The 16,008-nt window shown below is 40.6% G+C and carries 12 protein-coding genes; 8 read left to right on the top strand and 4 right to left on the bottom strand.

The window, feature by feature from the left end; all coding sequences use genetic code 11:
- Window positions 1-64 precede the first annotated feature (64 nt).
- The 3 genes from IGI89_RS02345 to IGI89_RS02335 all read left to right on the top strand — a co-directional run bounded on the left by IGI89_RS02345 (window position 65) and on the right by IGI89_RS02335 (window position 4,684).
- Window positions 65-796 (top strand): class I SAM-dependent methyltransferase, encoded by a 732-nt coding sequence (locus IGI89_RS02345; protein WP_061053754.1) that lies wholly within the window; start codon window positions 65-67, stop codon window positions 794-796.
- Between the two features lie 366 nt (window positions 797-1,162).
- Window positions 1,163-3,526 carry an HAD-IC family P-type ATPase gene (locus IGI89_RS02340; RefSeq protein WP_438735270.1) on the top strand — a complete coding sequence of 788 codons (2,364 nt, stop codon included), beginning with the start codon at window positions 1,163-1,165 and terminating at the stop codon, window positions 3,524-3,526.
- A gap of 231 nt (window positions 3,527-3,757) precedes the next feature.
- A complete protein-coding gene (locus IGI89_RS02335) occupies window positions 3,758-4,684 on the top strand; it encodes a LacI family DNA-binding transcriptional regulator (protein WP_008377949.1) in 927 nt (308 codons plus the stop codon).
- A gap of 413 nt (window positions 4,685-5,097) precedes the next feature.
- On the opposite strand, the gene IGI89_RS02330 is transcribed toward IGI89_RS02335, so the two are convergent.
- Window positions 5,098-5,286: a hypothetical protein gene (locus tag IGI89_RS02330; protein WP_005227564.1), complete on the bottom strand. Its 189-nt coding sequence runs from the start codon at window positions 5,284-5,286 to the stop codon at window positions 5,098-5,100.
- 954 nt (window positions 5,287-6,240) lie between these two features.
- On the opposite strand from IGI89_RS02330, the gene IGI89_RS02325 reads away from it, so the two are divergent.
- From IGI89_RS02325 to IGI89_RS02310, 4 genes are all read left to right on the top strand, one after another.
- Window positions 6,241-6,765 carry a hypothetical protein gene (locus IGI89_RS02325; protein ID WP_016619925.1) on the top strand — a complete coding sequence of 175 codons (525 nt, stop codon included), beginning with the start codon at window positions 6,241-6,243 and terminating at the stop codon, window positions 6,763-6,765.
- 231 nt (window positions 6,766-6,996) lie between these two features.
- On the top strand, window positions 6,997-8,304 hold the full coding sequence (locus IGI89_RS02320) for a DUF3440 domain-containing protein (protein ID WP_008377955.1): 1,308 nt from the start codon (window positions 6,997-6,999) through the stop codon (window positions 8,302-8,304).
- A 36-nt stretch (window positions 8,305-8,340) separates the two neighbouring features.
- Entirely contained in the window at window positions 8,341-8,832 is a 492-nt protein-coding gene (locus IGI89_RS02315; protein ID WP_050790962.1) for a hypothetical protein, read from the top strand.
- Window positions 8,759-9,292, top strand: coding sequence for an IbrB-like domain-containing protein (locus IGI89_RS02310; RefSeq protein ID WP_005232014.1), 534 nt, complete (start codon window positions 8,759-8,761; stop codon window positions 9,290-9,292). The genes IGI89_RS02315 and IGI89_RS02310 overlap by 74 nt, the downstream gene beginning before the upstream one ends.
- A 51-nt stretch (window positions 9,293-9,343) precedes the next feature.
- On the opposite strand, the gene IGI89_RS02305 is transcribed toward IGI89_RS02310, so the two are convergent.
- The 3 genes from IGI89_RS02305 to IGI89_RS02295 all read right to left on the bottom strand — a co-directional run bounded on the left by IGI89_RS02305 (window position 9,344) and on the right by IGI89_RS02295 (window position 12,830).
- Complete coding sequence (locus IGI89_RS02305; protein WP_008377957.1) at window positions 9,344-9,496, bottom strand: hypothetical protein; 153 nt, start codon at window positions 9,494-9,496, stop codon at window positions 9,344-9,346.
- A gap of 496 nt (window positions 9,497-9,992) precedes the next feature.
- Complete coding sequence (locus tag IGI89_RS02300) at window positions 9,993-10,865, bottom strand: LysR family transcriptional regulator (protein ID WP_438735266.1); 873 nt, start codon at window positions 10,863-10,865, stop codon at window positions 9,993-9,995.
- A 459-nt stretch (window positions 10,866-11,324) separates the two neighbouring features.
- Window positions 11,325-12,830, bottom strand: coding sequence for a helix-turn-helix domain-containing protein (locus tag IGI89_RS02295; RefSeq protein WP_016611300.1), 1,506 nt, complete (start codon window positions 12,828-12,830; stop codon window positions 11,325-11,327).
- Window positions 12,831-13,127: 297 nt separating this feature from the next.
- On the opposite strand from IGI89_RS02295, the gene IGI89_RS02290 reads away from it, so the two are divergent.
- Window positions 13,128-15,818, top strand: coding sequence for a bacterial Ig-like domain-containing protein (locus tag IGI89_RS02290; protein ID WP_438735264.1), 2,691 nt, complete (start codon window positions 13,128-13,130; stop codon window positions 15,816-15,818).
- Window positions 15,819-16,008: the final 190 nt, after the last annotated feature.

Here is a 16,008-nt window from a genome sequence, read left to right as displayed (position 1 = left end):
AAAATTGCCTAAGCCCATGTAGATCAAGACCAGCAAAAAACGATTTACATGGGAGGAACAAATGATGAAAGAAAACAAATATGATGACCAAACGTTTTTTACGAAATACAGTGAAATGACTCGTTCGCAAAAAGGCCTGCAAGGAGCTGGGGAATGGCAGACGCTAGAAAAAATGTTGCCTGATTTCGAAAAAAAGCAGGTACTTGATTTAGGCTGCGGGTATGGATGGCATTGCCAATATGCTGTAAACCATGGAGCGGCAGCAGTACTAGGAACTGACATATCTCAACGGATGCTCGAGGAGGCCAAGAAAAGGCACCCTGATCCGAAAATAACGTATCAATGTGTCGCAATGGAAGAAGTGACACTTCCTCCAGCCACAATAGACGTTGTTTTAAGTTCATTGGCGTTTCACTATGTGGCAACGTTCGAAACATTGATCAAAAGCATATCGGTCTGGCTGAAACCTGGTGGTGTACTCGTATTTTCGGTGGAGCATCCGGTTTATACTGCGGAAGGATCGCAAGATTGGCAGTATGATAGGCAGGGGGGAATCCAGCATTTCCCAGTCGATCATTACTATTATGAAGGCAAGCGGGAAGCGCAATTTTTAGGTGAAACGGTGACCAAATACCATCGTACCCTGACAACCTATTTAATGACCTTATTGCAAAACGGCTTCATTTTAGAAAAAGTGATTGAGCCGCAGCCGCCAGAAGAATTACTGGAAGTACCGGGAATGAAAGACGAAATGCGCCGACCAATGATGCTGCTAATAGCTGCTAGAAAAAGCTGACTTAAAGAATTGTTAAACAGTTGATCTGTGAAGATCAGCTGTTTTTTTGTTTTGTGTCATCGTAAGAAACAACCGATGAAGCCTGTGATCGCTTGATGTGTAGTGGGTTGAGTTAACAAAATAAACTGTTATTTTAATTGCTAAAGTGACGCGAAGGTGACAAAAATGAAACGCCATTACTTAAAAGGGTATGCTATATTTTAGACAGTACTTGTTTTTTTACGGAAAAAAGCCGATAGATGATGGCGTAACTTACGCAATCGCCGCCAATTGGTTTTATAGAAAAAACACATAACCATTCCCAAGTCCAATGCACGTTTGCAGAATATTCAGCAAACGAAAAGTAAATGACTATGAATAGAAAGGGTGAGGATCATCGAAAACAACCAAACCATTGGCTTGACGTCAGGAGAAGTCAAGGCGCGGGTGCAGCGCGGTCAAGTCAATAAGACAAAAAAGGATACAACGAATACGTACCCGAAAATCCTTTTTACCAATATCTTTACCTTTTTTAATTTAATCAACTGTGTCTTATTCTTTCTCGTCTGTTTGACGGGTTCTTATCAAAACGGCTTGTTTGTCTTTGTTGTCTTCAGCAATGTGATCATCAATCTCTTTCAAGAAGTTCGTTCTAAACGAACCCTGGATAAGCTGGCACTGCTAAAAGTGGCCAAAGCCGATGTCTATCGAGATGGTAAGCTGGAGAATTTGCCGATCCACAAACTCGTAATGGATGATGTGTTACGACTGAAAAGCGGGGATCAAGTGCCGACGGATGCCAAAGTCATTCAAGGATCTTTAGAAGTCAATGAATCCTTGCTGACTGGTGAAATGGATACGATCCACAAACAGCCAGCAGACGAGTTGTTTTCTGGCAGTTTTATCACTGCTGGTGAAGCGTTGTGCCAAGTGATCCACATAGGCGCTGATAACTATATCGCAAAAATCAACAAAGAAGCCAAGACCATCAAACGACAAAAATACTTGATCCAAGGCAGTTTGAATAAAATCATTCGTTGGATCAGCTTGATTTTGGTACCGTTATGTACCCTCTTGTTTGTCAAACAGTTCTATTTCTCTCATGCGGCTTTCAACACCGCCATCTTACGGACGGTGGCGGCAGCTGTAGGGATGTTCCCCGAAGGTTTGTTTTTATTGACCAGTGTCACATTGACCATCAGTGCCGTCTATCTGGCGCGCAAAAAAGTGATGGTGCAGGAATTGAACTGCATTGATGCTTTGGCACGGGTCGATGTTCTTTGCTTAGACAAAACCGGCACGATCACCGAAGGCAAGATGACGGTGGAAAAGACGATTTCCTTACAATCGGAAACACCGTTGGCAGAAATCACCGGCAACTTAATGGCTCAGCTACCCGATCAGAACCCAACGGCAATGGCGCTACGAACCTTTTTTTCAGAAAAAACGACTTACCAGATGCAGCAAGTCATCCCCTTTTCATCTGACCGCAAATTCAGTTGTGTCACGTTTGAAGGGCAAGGCACTTATTTCATCGGAGCTGCGTCGATTTTACTGGGAACCAACCATGAAGCTGTCTTAAAACAGGAAAGACAGCTGGCAGAAGAAGGCTATCGGGTGATCGTTTTGGCGCACAGTGCGCAAGGCTATGAGGAGGCAGGACTGCCGACGGATATTGAACCGTTAGGATTTTATTTACTGTCAGACACGATCCGTGAAGATGCCAAAGAGACCTTGGAGTATTTTCGTTCACAAGCAATCCAATGCAAGATCATCTCTGGCGATGATCCAGTGACAGTCAGTCAAATCGCGAAAAAAGTCAATCTACCAGGGGCTGCTGATTTTATCGATGTATCAAAATTAACTGCAGCCGAATTAAAAGAAGCTGTCAGCAACTATCAGATTTTTGGTCGAGTGACGCCGCAACAAAAGAAAGAAATGGTACTCTACTTGAAAGAACAAGGGCATACTGTCGCGATGACTGGCGATGGCGTCAACGATGTTTTGGCGCTGAAAGAAGCCGACTGTTCCATCGCGATGGCTTCCGGTGTCGATGCTGCGCGTCAAGTATCAAATTTGGTGCTTTTGGAAAATCAATTCGATGCTTTGCCATCGGTCATGGATGAAGGCCGCCGAGTAATCAATAACATTACTCGCTCAGGTTCATTGGTGCTAGTGCAAGTCTTATTCTCCATCATGATCACTATGGGGACGTTGTTATCAGGAACGACATATCCTTTTGAGCCGATCCAATTAACGATCATCAATGCCTGCTTTGTCGGCATTCCGACCTTCTTTTTAAACTTTGAACCAGACTTCAATCGGATCAAAGGGGAATTTATGACAACGATTTTCAAAAATGCTTTTCCAACAGCATTGACGATTACGGTAGGAACTCTGCTGATCATCAACTTTGGCTATTGGTTCAACAGTAGCAGCAAAGCTCTATCGATCATGAGCATTATTTTTACCGCTTGGAACTATCGCTTGATCCAGAAAAAGGTCTATCCAGCTATCAACAGCTATCGAACGATGATTTTTTTCAGCACCCAGATCTTGTACTTTGTTGCCTTGATCGTCGGTCGTGACCTCTTTAACCTAGGCAATACCAGCTATCTCAACCTCATTCTCTTGATTGCCTTGTTGAATTTTTCCGCCTATATGCAACGCTTTGCGGATAAGGGCATCGAGTTACTGATGCGAAGGTATACGAAGAAACGTAAAAGCTTATCAAAAGAAATGATTCAGTAAACAGTAGAAAAACTGATTGCTTAAGTAGCGCTTGTAGCTTGCTAAGCAATCAGTTTTTGTTTATAAATAAATTTCTTTTATTTTCAAGGAGTCTAAGTCTTGCTATGAAACTCGTTTCATACCGTACAATCAACCAAGGGACCTTTTCAGAAAATTTATCGAAAGTGAATCAGTAAATTTTCTATGGTAGACTTAGGTCAATCGTAAAACAAACAGATAGGAATGAAGGAAATGGCAACGATACGCGATATAGCAAAAATCACTGGTTTTTCGATCACGACAGTCTCTCGTGTGATCAATGGCCATCCTTATGTCGATGAGCAAAAGCGAGCAGCGATTTTGGCGGTGATGGAAGAACTGGATTACAAACCGAATAAGATCGCCCAAAAGCTCAGCTCGGGGAAAACCTATAATATTGGGGTCATCGTGCCGTTTGTCAATCACGCCTTTTTTGATGGGATTCTAAATGGCATTATGGAAGAAGCCTTTGCTAAAAAATACAAAGTGACGTTATTGCCGACCAATTTTGATCGGAAATTGGAACTAGAATATCTAGAAGAATTCGCTGCAAAAGGGTTTGACGGATTGATCGTCATTACCCGCGCAAATCATATCGAGACGTTTTATCCCTACATGGAAAAAGGACCGATCGTTTTTTGTGAAAATTCGACCGGTACTGCTGTTCCTTTCGTTGCGATCGACTTGGTCGGCTCTGTGACAGCTAGTATCAATTATTTAAAAGAACAAGGCGTAAAACGTTTGGGACTGACGCTCGGGCGCAGCAAACGTCTTAGCTGCAATTCAGTCAATACCATCGCAAAAGCCAAGGAGCTGTTTCCTGCTTTTTCGGAAGCCGATATTTATTGGGATTGTATCAAAGCACAAGACGGGATTTCCGCAGCAGCCTTTTTTAAAGAACGAGGAATCGATGGGGTGATCACAAATGGAGACGAAATCGCAGCAATGATTTTGAATCAATACTCCCACGGGACAGCACCCATCGTGATTGGACAAGAAAACCTGCTTATCAGTCAAATGCTGCATTTTTCTTCCGTTGAGTTTCATCTGAATCAGTGCGGCAAAGAAGCCTTTCGCTTGTTTCAAGAAAGAAAACAAGAACAGATCATTCTGCCTTATGAACTTATTATTCGTGAATAATCATTGTCAAAAAAAGAACACACCTTATTACGAGAGGTGTGTTTTTGCCTGATTTTTAAAGGGAATTTGAGGAGATAAAATAAAAAAATAAAGAAAAAATCAATTTTGAATGCTTGCTTTTCACAGAGTAAAGGGCTACCATTGGTCTGTGGCTTTTTCGCCACAAAAATAGGAAACGTATCAGACAAGAGTACTTGGGGAAGATTCTCTTGGGGGAAGCCTGATACGTTTCCTTTTGTTCATTCTAACACTATTTATATATAAAGTAGAGAGATATTGAGTAGATAAATAAAAATACTGCTGTAATTGATGAATAGGAAAAGAGCAAGCTCACAAAGGACTACTTTCAAATCGTTTTCCTACAACATGTTGGATGGCAAATGGCTCCTCATGTTTTGGTTAATAAAAGAGGATCAACTAACTAATTGTGTGGCACCAACTAGAAAATTACATAGCTTAGCAACACCTGTTTCAGCTGTTTCTTTGATTAGAACAGTTGCAGTATTCTCGTAAACATGAATCACACTAACTTCTTGTAAACCGGTAAAGCCAATAACATTTGCCTGATAGTTTTGACCAGGGAACACTTGGTATTTTTCCATGTTTTTATCTCCTTCATTATTCTTATTTCAAAAGAATAATAATTAAAATTTAAGAAAAAGTAAAGTGAAACGATTTTTCATTCAAAAACACAGCCCTTTGGCGTTTGTCTCGAGTAGTTTCGATCTTTTTCTGCAATTTTTCATTATTTTTTTCAATAAATATGCGGTGGCTTATTGAACTTTATTCAAGAATATGTGCCTCTTTTTTTAGCAGCAACCACAGATTTCATCTAAACGAATGGGAGAAAACAGCAGCTGAATTGTTTGTTTTGTACCGGATTGGGGCTTATAATAAAAATAGGAAGAAGGATCGACGTCACCGCTTCCTAAATCAATTGAAAAGGGCGTGGAAGTTATGGAAAACGTATACCGAAATAACTTTGTCAAAAGAACTATTCAACTGATGTTTGCACCAAAAAAAATCAGAAAGCGTCCACCAGAACAATGGATCAAAATGCCTACCGACCGAGGTATTCGGAGAAAGGACGCGTGATCCAGCATCTCGCAGCTATGCGTGAAATAGTATTTGAAGAGAAAAGAACGTTAGGAAGTCCCGAACGCGGGACTTCCTTTTTTGTGTCAGTGACATTGGGAATTTAACGAGAAAGTAGTTGCCAGCAGGTTCTCTTGTGAAGGGCTCCTTTCAGAAAAGGATATAAAAGGAAGCTTGCACTTTTCCTAGCGCTCAATAGACGAACGGAAGAAATCAATAGATAGCAGTGTTAGTGGATAAAGGATCGAAAGGATTCTTTCCAGCTGTTTTCAATTTTAAATTGGGTTTTCCAAAAAGTATGATATTCAAAGTGGCGTTAGTCTACCTACATTATCAGAATGGATGATTGATAAAAGAAGGGGAATATAAAAGCCACTTTTTTCGCACATAGATTCTGTTAAAATAAACTTAGAGGTTCAAACCTGTAAAATAATCTTATAATTTTTAAAGAAGGTGAAAGCATGGACTACCCAGAAATCGCAGGTCATTTCCAGACAACATCCTTTGATCCCCAACCGTTTGTGCAAACGGCGATCGATGATCGAAAGGTAAGAGAGAGGCTAGTGGAGAATATCGTTGATGGTCAAAATCATATCAATGAGTATTTTAATAGTTATTTGATCATTAAAGAAGTAGCCGTTAAAAACCCTGAGCTGATTTATGATGAATGGGAACGGATCTGGGCATTGCATACCCATAAAAACTCCTATCATCGGTGGATCGCTCATGATTTGATCACTCAACTTTTGGTGATTGATCATGAAGACAAGTTTGAAGGGATCAAGCAAGAGTATGTACTGCTGCCTAAAGGAGAAAAAATTAGTAATTTCTTGAAAATGACTGAAAACATCCAGGAAGCCAGTCGATACAAAGACCTTCAGCAAGAGATTCAGCGTTTACTTGCGGATCAAGAATGGCTGTCCCACTTCAATGAAAAACAAGTGAAGCGTATTGAAAAAGTCCTTCAAACCCTTTTGGCTGAATGAATCAAGAAAAGCAATAAAACTTGTTTCAGAAGGAATTTTTCTACTATTTTTCTTGATTACTAGGAATAGTAGTGAGCAATGGGGAACACATTGCAATGATAGCTAACAATTATTTGCATGTATCGAATGCAAAATCTCCCTTAAGTCCTTGTAAGAAGCTAAGTGAAACTTTATACTAGAATGTAATACTTATTCAAAAAAAGGACAAATAAAATGAGGACATGAGCTTTTATGAAGAAATATTGTAAGGATAATGTGCTGGAAGCGGCGATGACGCGCCTGGAATATATTTTTGATACCTTTCCCCATGTTTATTTCTCTTTCAGTGGTGGAAAAGATAGCGGTGCCATGATTCAGTTGGCTGACCAAGTCGCCCGACAAAAAAAGAAAACTTTTGATCTGCTGATTTTAGATATCGAGGCAAATTATGATGCTACGAGAACGTTCATGGAAAAAATCAAAGCGTTACCAACTATCAATCAAACCTTTCACTTCTGTTTGCCCTTTTACGAGGACAACAACACTAGCGTATTTCAGCCACAATGGCTGATGTGGGATGAACAAGAACGTGAGAAGTGGGTACAGATGATGCCAAAAGATGCAATTTCACTTGCTGATTTAGATGAATCATTGATGGAAATCTATCAGAGTGCAAATATGAATCCAGATAAGTTCTTACGAAACTTTGCTCACTGGTACGCAAACTATCATCAGTGTGAACCCGTTGCTTGTGGCGTTGGCATCCGAACACAGGAAAGTCTATACCGATATCGGTCGATAACTTCGCCAAAGTATAACTTTCGGAAGCAATGCTGGATCAAACGGCAAGTAGCAGATTCCATGGTCGTCAATTTTTACCCCATCTATGATTGGAAGACAGAAGATGTCTGGGGCGCCTATGCCCATTTTGACTGGCCGATCAATGGCTTTTATGAAAAATTATATGATCATGGCGTTCCGATTCATCAAATGCGAATCTGTCAGCCTTATGGTATGCAACAACGAAAAGGCTTATACCAATATGCTCTGGTGGAACCGGAAACGTGGGAACGCGTCGTCAACCGCGTGTCAGGAGCCAATTTTGGTCGATTGTATGCCCAGACGGGATTATTGGCGCATTACAATACGAGAAAGCCAAGTCATATGACTTGGCAAGAGTATGCGGTCTTTTTACTGGAATCAATTGGACTTTATTCAAAGAAATTACAGGACCATTATTACCGCAAAATCACAATCTTGATTGATCATTATCGAGAAAAGCACGGGATCGAAGTGGAAGACATTCCCGATGTGACCAAACGTAAGGAGTGGCTGAAAAACGAAGTACTCTGGCATGACTGGAAAGGGATCGCTCGTGCGTTAGAAAAAAATGATTTTTCTTTGAGCACGCGACAATACAGTCTGACGAAAAAAGATGAGACGGAATTGTATGAGTTGGCGGTCGATTTTGGGGCGGCGTTGGGAATCGAGCATTTACCCAAGTATCAGTTAAAAAAATTGAATGCCAAATATGAGTATTTAACGAAAAAAATCACCTAACGATGGACGAATGTGTCCCTAGAGAGGAAGGGTTTTGTGAACGAACGATTGGTTTTATTTTTTCCACCGTATAAGAAAAGCCAATTCTATCAATTGATGGGGGCATTTTTTGCGGAACGGGTGTATCAGCAGCAATTTCCGTACTTAGTCAATGATGAGAACTGCTACTGGTATGTGATTCTTGATGACGAAAAACGGGTGACCGCTTTTTCTTATTATGAAAAAGGCGTCAATAAAGTGGAGCTAGGGGAATTTTATGAAAAAGATCCAACTGCTCAATTTAAAAAGTTTCTTTTACGGAAAATGTTGGTGGATATCAGCCGCAACTACCCAGAAGCAGAGATTCTCGCTTCTAGTAACCAGCCTAGTGAAATTGCACTTTTGGAGTCAAAAGGGTTTGCGGTCTATCGACAAACAAAAAATTATTCATTTCTAAAAAGGAGTGTAGTACCTCATGAGCGATATCGATTTTCCAGTGTTAGCGGCGAAGCTGATCCCAGTCAGCAAGATTCACGCGAATACGTATAATCCCAACACCGTGGCTGCTCCAGAGATGGATTTGCTGGAACTGTCGATTCGGGAAGATGGCTTTACGCAGCCACTGGTTTGTTACCACGATAAGGAGCAGGACAAGTATATTTTGATCGATGGGTTTCATCGGTATGTCGTAGCAAAAGATCGCTTAGAATTGCCAAGCGTTCCGGTCACAGTGATCGATAAGCCTTTTGAGAATCGCATCGCTTCAACGATTCGCCACAATCGAGCACGTGGTACCCATGGCATCGAGAAGATGGGAAACATCGTGCAGCAGTTGGTTGCTAACGAGTGGTCGGATGAACGAATTGCCAAGGAATTGGGGATGGACCGCGAAGAGGTCTTTCGCTTTAAGCAGCGCTCAGGCTTAAAAAGTGCCTTTTCCAACCATGAATTCAGCAAATCTTGGATTGAGTTTGAAAAAAGATATTACAAAGGCAAAAAAGAGACCTGAGAGGTTGAAAAAACTATCTAAAAAAGCTATCTATTAGAAGACAGCGATTCGTTAATAATTCTTTTTAAATTTTGAATAGGTGTTTTTTACAACGATAACGATCAGATTGATCACCATCGACAAACAAAGCGTCCCTAAGAGAATGGCCAGGATCACACCTAATGTGTCTCTTAGAAAGCTGAAGATCGCTTCAATGATAAACATAGTTTTTCCTCCTTTTCTCATCGTCTATTTTTTCTGACAATTGCAAAAATAGGCTCCTTGAGCAATAACTGCCTGCTACTAAAAACATGATCGAACGGTTTTCAAGTCCAGCCTTTTTTGGTGATTGTTCTTTTCCAAAGTAGAGTATACATTGGAAAGGATGAAAGAACGTTTCTATTTTTTATAATCGGTAAAAAATTCTGAAATGTAAAGAACAACAGTGGCTTTTTTATCTCCTGCGGATAGCATGAATAATCGTACCAGTTTGCATAAAAAAAGTAAAATGATAACAAAAAGTGAGTGGCGAAACAAAAGGTAATCATCTGATTGAATAATAATAAGCGAAATGAAAAGCTATGCTGCACAACGTCTGTAGAACAGAAAGAGGTTGTGCGGCTATTTGTTTTCACGCTGCTTCTTTGCTGCTAGAATAAATACTATCATTTTTTTTTGAAGAATAACTGCATAAAAATCGATCGTGATCAAACTGATTTTATCACAATGACAGTAAGCGCATTTTTAACTCAAAGACAAACTTTTTTGTAATATTCGGGAAAAGTGTCAATGATTGCTTTGACAGTAAGCCAATCGTCATGCGGAGATTCGGTAAAGGCAGTGATAAAATTTTTACTTGAGCGCATGTTTGATCAATGATCGAACGCGGGACTAGACCGCAGAAGCCTGTTTGTTCAATCAAATAAGGAATCGTCGTGCTGCTGCTGACATATTCCCATTGGAGCGAAGGTACACACTGGTCAAGGTAGCCCTCGATATTTCTAAGTGCAGGACAGTCACCGCCGGAACTGTATAGATGGATTCCTGTAAGGTCGGCTAATTCCTTAATGATCAATGGGTTCGTGATCGAAGTGATGCAGCAGATTTCTTCTTGGAAAAGTTCTTCATAGACAAAGGAATCTTCGTGAGGAAGTGAGCATAACGCAAAATCAATACGATTTTCTTTTAATGCATCGGCTAATGCCAGCGTGGATCCCACCATGATCTCGAATTTTATTTTTGGGTATTGGTGGGAAAATACATGGAGAAGCTCCGGTAAAATCAACATGTCATAAGGGGGGACGATGCCCATCCGTAAAGAATATTCGACTGTGTTCGAAGCATTGAGCAACTGTTCTTTGACCTCCTCCCACTGAGCGATCAGACCAGGAACCGCCTGTTTCAACAATTCACCTTCCAACGTGAGTACATTGCTTTTTCCTTCCAAAAATAACGCTACTTCTAACTCTTCTTCTAACTTTTTGATATGGTTCGTAACCGTCGATTGGGCATAGTTTAATTTAGCAGCAGCTTTCGTAAACGTACCTTCTTCAACGATCGTTTTAAAGGAGTGCAGCTCTTTGATAAAATCCACATTGGTCCCCCTCTCTTTTTACCTATTATACAAAAAAGGAGCGGGGAGAAGATTTCTTTTTTTTCTAGTAAATAAAAAAAATAGATACAAAAGTTATTTAAAACATGCAGTCTGTTTTGATCGTATGTTTCTTTGCTTTTAAAATAACGCTTTTCACATTTGGTGCTAAGAGTAGCTGCTAAAATTTCTATCATAAAAAAATACACCAAACATCCCAACTTTTCAGGGATTACGAGCAGCACACGAAAACAAGACAATGAATTTTTACGCTGCGCTTGAAAAGAAAAGCATTTGTTAGGAGAGGAATCTTGAAAAAAGGTCTGATTTTTTTCTGATGTGAAAAAAATAGACACGCTAAGAGAAATGAAAAATGGATACTTAGGAAAGGACTAAAATAGCAAACCATGCAATGAAAAAACTGACGGCGCTTCCTTCAAGAAGGCCGACAGTTTCCTTAGGTCAATGAATCGGTGTGATTCTTGGCTGAATCAGCTGTTCAATCGTTTTGTGGATGATCGTCCAGTCCGAAAGGGTAGGAACATTGGAAATTCGTAGTTGCTGAAATTTGGGGTTACTTTTCAGATGCAAGTCAAAATTGCTAACGATCAAATCAATTTCTCGATGGATCAATTCTTGTTCATCAGGAGCCACTTCAAAAAAATAACTGATTTCTGTATGGTCATTTTTGAATAGCTCTGTTGATGCGGCTAAAAAGGCATCTAATCCAGCACCACCTTGAAAAGCAAAGGCCACTTTGAGATGTTTTTTCAACTGATTGCTAGAAGAAAGTTCGCTTAACAAGGTCAACGTAACTGCGACATGCTCTAAGTGAGTAAACGAAAAGAAACGACTTTGTTCATTAAACTGTTTCAACCATTTATTCCAAGCAAGGTAGTCCGTCTTGAATGTCGCTTCAACAAAGGTTTTGATCTGGGGATCGGCAAATTCGTAATTCGCAGAAATCATCGTTAACAAGCGGAGATTTACGAGATATGCGATGATTTTGTGTGATGCTGCAGGAAGGATAGCTATTCCAGGTTTCTTTAAAAAGGCAGCAACTTCTGCGAGAATTTCTGGTTTCTCTGTATGGTGAAAAATGTAATCCGCCTCGCTTTCCCCATTAATATCCATCGTACTATACGAAATGCAGTGGAGAGCATTGAGGAAGATCCAAAGGAGTTCTTGTTGCGGCAAGTGGATGATCCGGTATTTTTTTAAATAATGTTCGTTTAATATTTTTGAGAAAACAGCGAAGCGTTCTTTCTCTAATAGATTGCGTTCTAAAGACGGTGGCAATGTCAAAAAGTAAGAATAGCGCCACCTACGCTTGGCAATACTTAGCCATAGGGCAAGTCGATAATGACTGTAATGCAAATCTTTTTTGTTGGCTTCTTTTGCTTTTTGGACCAGAAGACGCGCATCTGCAGGGCTGTCTTTATCTAAGATCGTGCTATCGCCATAAGCGGAGAAAAAGACAAACAGACAAAAGCGAATATCGGCTTCGGTACCGATAAAATCAAGATGATTCGTTGCGATGGTCACAGAATAGGTTTGTAAAGATTTGTTCATATAACTGATCGTTCGCAACAGATGACTGCGGGAATAGCCAAATTCGATCGTTGCTCGGTGAATAGAGTATTTTTTATTATCAATGATACTAGACATGATTTTAAACTCCAACGTTTCCATGCCCAAAAGCTGAATGGCAGAATTGATTGAAGCATTTGGTGCATACTCAATCGAAACGATGTTGGATCCAGAAAGTTTGATCTTGACCAGATCTTTCGGCAAACTGTCGCTTAAAATACTTAATTCTTTAGAGACTGTAGGCAAGGAAAGTCCCAATAATGTCGCCAACTCTTGCGGGTGATATCCTGCGGGTGCTGCATTTAGCACTTGCAGAATTTTTACTTGACGAGAAAATGCCTTATCTCGATGTAAGTTGATGGATAAATTTTCTAACATTGATGTCACCACCTCTTTCAAGACCCTGTGGGAGCGATCAGCGATCGAATATAAAAACCATTCGTTTTAAGTAAATTATATAATACTCTGGGCCATTCAAGAAGTCTTATCCCTTGAAAATTGAAGGAATTCATGTTAAAGATGCGGCGCCCACATATTTTTGCGAAGGACAGTCATTTAAGGGAGTTATTTTATAGAAAACACCCCTGCCAGTTGCAGTCAACCAAAATTTGGACAGATTGGAACGGAAGTAAGTGTGAATAAAGTTTGGAAAAAGAAAAAGGAGAAAAAGTAAAAATGAAAAAACGCGTAGTTATAATTAAGAGCGGTTTAATAGGGATGCTGATTTTAGGGACAACCTTTCCAAGCACATGGCCGATCGCTCAGGCAACAGAAACACAACAAACAGAGCAGCAAACACCATTCATAGACTCATCGGTTCCCTTGCTGGCAGATTCAACAGGAAGCATGAACACAGGAGAAAAGACAGATACCCAAGAAGGAAATGCTGACGTCATATCTTCTGAAACAATCGAAAGTGAAGTGGTGACCACCACTTCAAACTCAGAAACAAATCAATCTAACGCAGCTGATGCTGCAGAAAAAACTCAAATTTCAGTTACTGCCCCATCTGCTGAAACCAATGTAGAATCTACGGATAGTCAACCTCTCGCTGCAGAATCAACGAAGAGTATCGAGAGTTTCAACTACGATCTGACTGTAGAATATGATCCGATCAAGTATAAAGCACTGGTTTTGGATTTGCCAATCCCGGAAAAATACGCACACCAAACACTATACCAAGACCCGCAGCTGACAGAAGATTTTTATGTCTACAAAACGGATAAGGTATACATGCTGGTGGGACTATGGTATACAAATGAAGTGACTGGTACCAATCAATTAAATATATCTTGGACAAGCTTCACAGGTTTTACGATCAACTACTACGGTTTAACAGCGGTTTTAGAATATACCGACGCTAACGGTAACCTTTTGTTTACAGCAACATATAATATTCGCTTTACAAATAGCCATCTGACCATTAAATATGTGGATGAGACTGGTATGGAAATCTATCCTTCCCAAACGATCAATGATAGTACCAATGAGCCTTATGATGTCTCTACAAGTGCGTTTATTCCACAAATTCCGGGGTACATCCTTGATACCAGTCAACTGCCAACGAATGCAAAAGGTGTTCTTCCTCGTGGCGAAGTAACGGTGACGTACGTCTATCAAAAAGCACCGACTGACTATACCGATCTGACCGTGAAAGATACCACGATTTATGAACAGGATACATGGACAGCGGCGGATAATTTTGAGCAAGCTATTTCAAAAGAAGGCAAAACTTTGACTTATGAGGAATTTATTGCTGAGGGTGGTCGTGTTTCCGGACAAGTAGATACTAACAAAGCCGCTACGTATAAAATCAGTTATCAATTGAATCAGGTGAGTAAAGAAGTAACGATACTCGTAAAACCACGATTCACTGCGATTAAGGTTCATGATTCTTCGATATACGTCGGCGATGACTGGGCCGCAGAAGATAACTTTGATCAAGCCGTAGATCGGGATAACAGCCCAGTTTCGTTTGCGGATGTGAACGTTGAAGGAAGCGTAGATACTAAAAAACCGGGGTCATATGAGGTAGTTTATCGTTATGATGGAGTAGCATCAAAAGCTGTGATCACCGTCAAAGCCGACCAAACCAAGGTGACTGCCCATGACAGCGAGTTGTACACAGGGGACAACTGGAAAGCTAAGGATAATTTCGATAGTGCAACAGATAGAGATGGTTCATCTGTTGATTTTGGGGATATCACTGTCACGGGGACTGTCGATACAACGCAAGCAGGAAAGTACGAGGTCACTTACAGCTATCACGGCGTAGAAAGCAAAGCCACTATCACCGTCAAAGCCAACCAAACGGCATTCAAAGTCCACGATAGTGAGTTGTACACAGGGGATAACTGGACAGCTAAGGATAATTTCGATAATGCAACAGATAGAGACGGTTCATCTGTTGATTTTGGGGATATCACTGTCACAGGGATTGTCGATACGACGAAAGTAGGCGAGTATGAAGTTATATACAGCTATCATGACTTAGAAAGCAAAGCCCTTATCACCGTCAAAGCCGATCAAACTACAGTCAAAGTCCACGATAGCGAGTTGTACACAGGGGAAAACTGGACAGCCAAAGACAACTTCGACAGCGCAACAGATCGGGATGGTAAACCTGTTGCTTTTGAGGATATCACTGCCACGGGAACAGTCGATACAACGAAAGCTGGCAAGTACGAGGTCACTTACAGCTATCACGGAATAGAAAGCAAAGCCCTTATTACCGTCAAGGCGGATCAAACGTCCCTGAACGTTCACGATTCAACGATGGATCAAGGTGATGAATGGCAGCCAGAAACAAACTTTGATTCTGCCACTGATCGTGATGGCGAAGAAGTAGCGTACTCAGAAGTAGAAGTTCAGGGCAAAGTGAACACCGATAAAATTGGTCAATACATGGTTTCCTACCATTACGGAGCAGTGACCGCCCGTGCTGTCATTACTGTACAAGCAAAAGTCAGCGAAGCGCCTAACGAAACACCACCAACCGAAGCACCAGAAACGGATCTTCCAGAAGAGGAGTGTCCTGAGACAGAAATACCTGAGACGGAAGAATCTAATTCAGCGACTGAAGAGCCAATACAGTTGGGACCTGAGACCGGGGAATCAGAAACAGCGGGTGTGGGAAAAAATGAAAATGGTCCATCAGAACAATCAAATGAATTCTCAGCTACCGGCCGTAAACCACCACTGAAAGAAAGAAAGTACTCAACAGCTAAGCAACTGCCGAAAACAGGAGAAATAAGTAGTGTCTTCCTAAGCGTTACCGGGATTGTATTTTTAATCGGTGGGGTGATCCTTTTTTATCGAAAAAATCACAGAAAAAATAGCAGTTGGATCAACAAAACAACTTGCTAAATTAGAACTAGATAAAAGTGTAATCCAAATGGCTACTGAATTTTAACTTGTTCATTTATCTGCTATGATAGTTTTCTAATAAAGGGATTGTTGAAAAATATTTTCAACACGCATTTGGGTAGATAGTTTAGAGGAATGACAACTTCGATAGTAAAGCATATTAAAGGAATAGAGTGACAGCAGATAAAGG

Origin of the sequence: Enterococcus sp. AZ141, assembly GCF_051714385.1 — a bacterium.
GTDB classification, from domain to species: Bacteria; Bacillota; Bacilli; order Lactobacillales; family Enterococcaceae; genus Enterococcus_D; species Enterococcus_D entomosocium.
This window is presented reverse-complemented; position numbering and strand designations above follow the sequence as displayed.

What these genes read in the sequence shown, in the direction of transcription:
- IGI89_RS02345 (WP_061053754.1), top strand. Translation starts at nt 65, where the DNA reads ATGAAAGAAAACAAATATGATGACCAAACGTTTTTTACGAAATACAGT.
- IGI89_RS02335 (WP_008377949.1), top strand. Translation starts at nt 3,758, where the DNA reads ATGGCAACGATACGCGATATAGCAAAAATCACTGGTTTTTCGATCACG.
- IGI89_RS02330 (WP_005227564.1), bottom strand. Translation starts at nt 5,286, where the DNA reads ATGGAAAAATACCAAGTGTTCCCTGGTCAAAACTATCAGGCAAATGTT.
- IGI89_RS02325 (WP_016619925.1), top strand. Translation starts at nt 6,241, where the DNA reads ATGGACTACCCAGAAATCGCAGGTCATTTCCAGACAACATCCTTTGAT.
- IGI89_RS02320 (WP_008377955.1), top strand. Translation starts at nt 6,997, where the DNA reads ATGAAGAAATATTGTAAGGATAATGTGCTGGAAGCGGCGATGACGCGC.
- IGI89_RS02310 (WP_005232014.1), top strand. Translation starts at nt 8,759, where the DNA reads ATGAGCGATATCGATTTTCCAGTGTTAGCGGCGAAGCTGATCCCAGTC.
- IGI89_RS02305 (WP_008377957.1), bottom strand. Translation starts at nt 9,496, where the DNA reads ATGTTTATCATTGAAGCGATCTTCAGCTTTCTAAGAGACACATTAGGT.
- IGI89_RS02295 (WP_016611300.1), bottom strand. Translation starts at nt 12,830, where the DNA reads ATGTTAGAAAATTTATCCATCAACTTACATCGAGATAAGGCATTTTCT.
- IGI89_RS02290 (WP_438735264.1), top strand. Translation starts at nt 13,128, where the DNA reads ATGAAAAAACGCGTAGTTATAATTAAGAGCGGTTTAATAGGGATGCTG.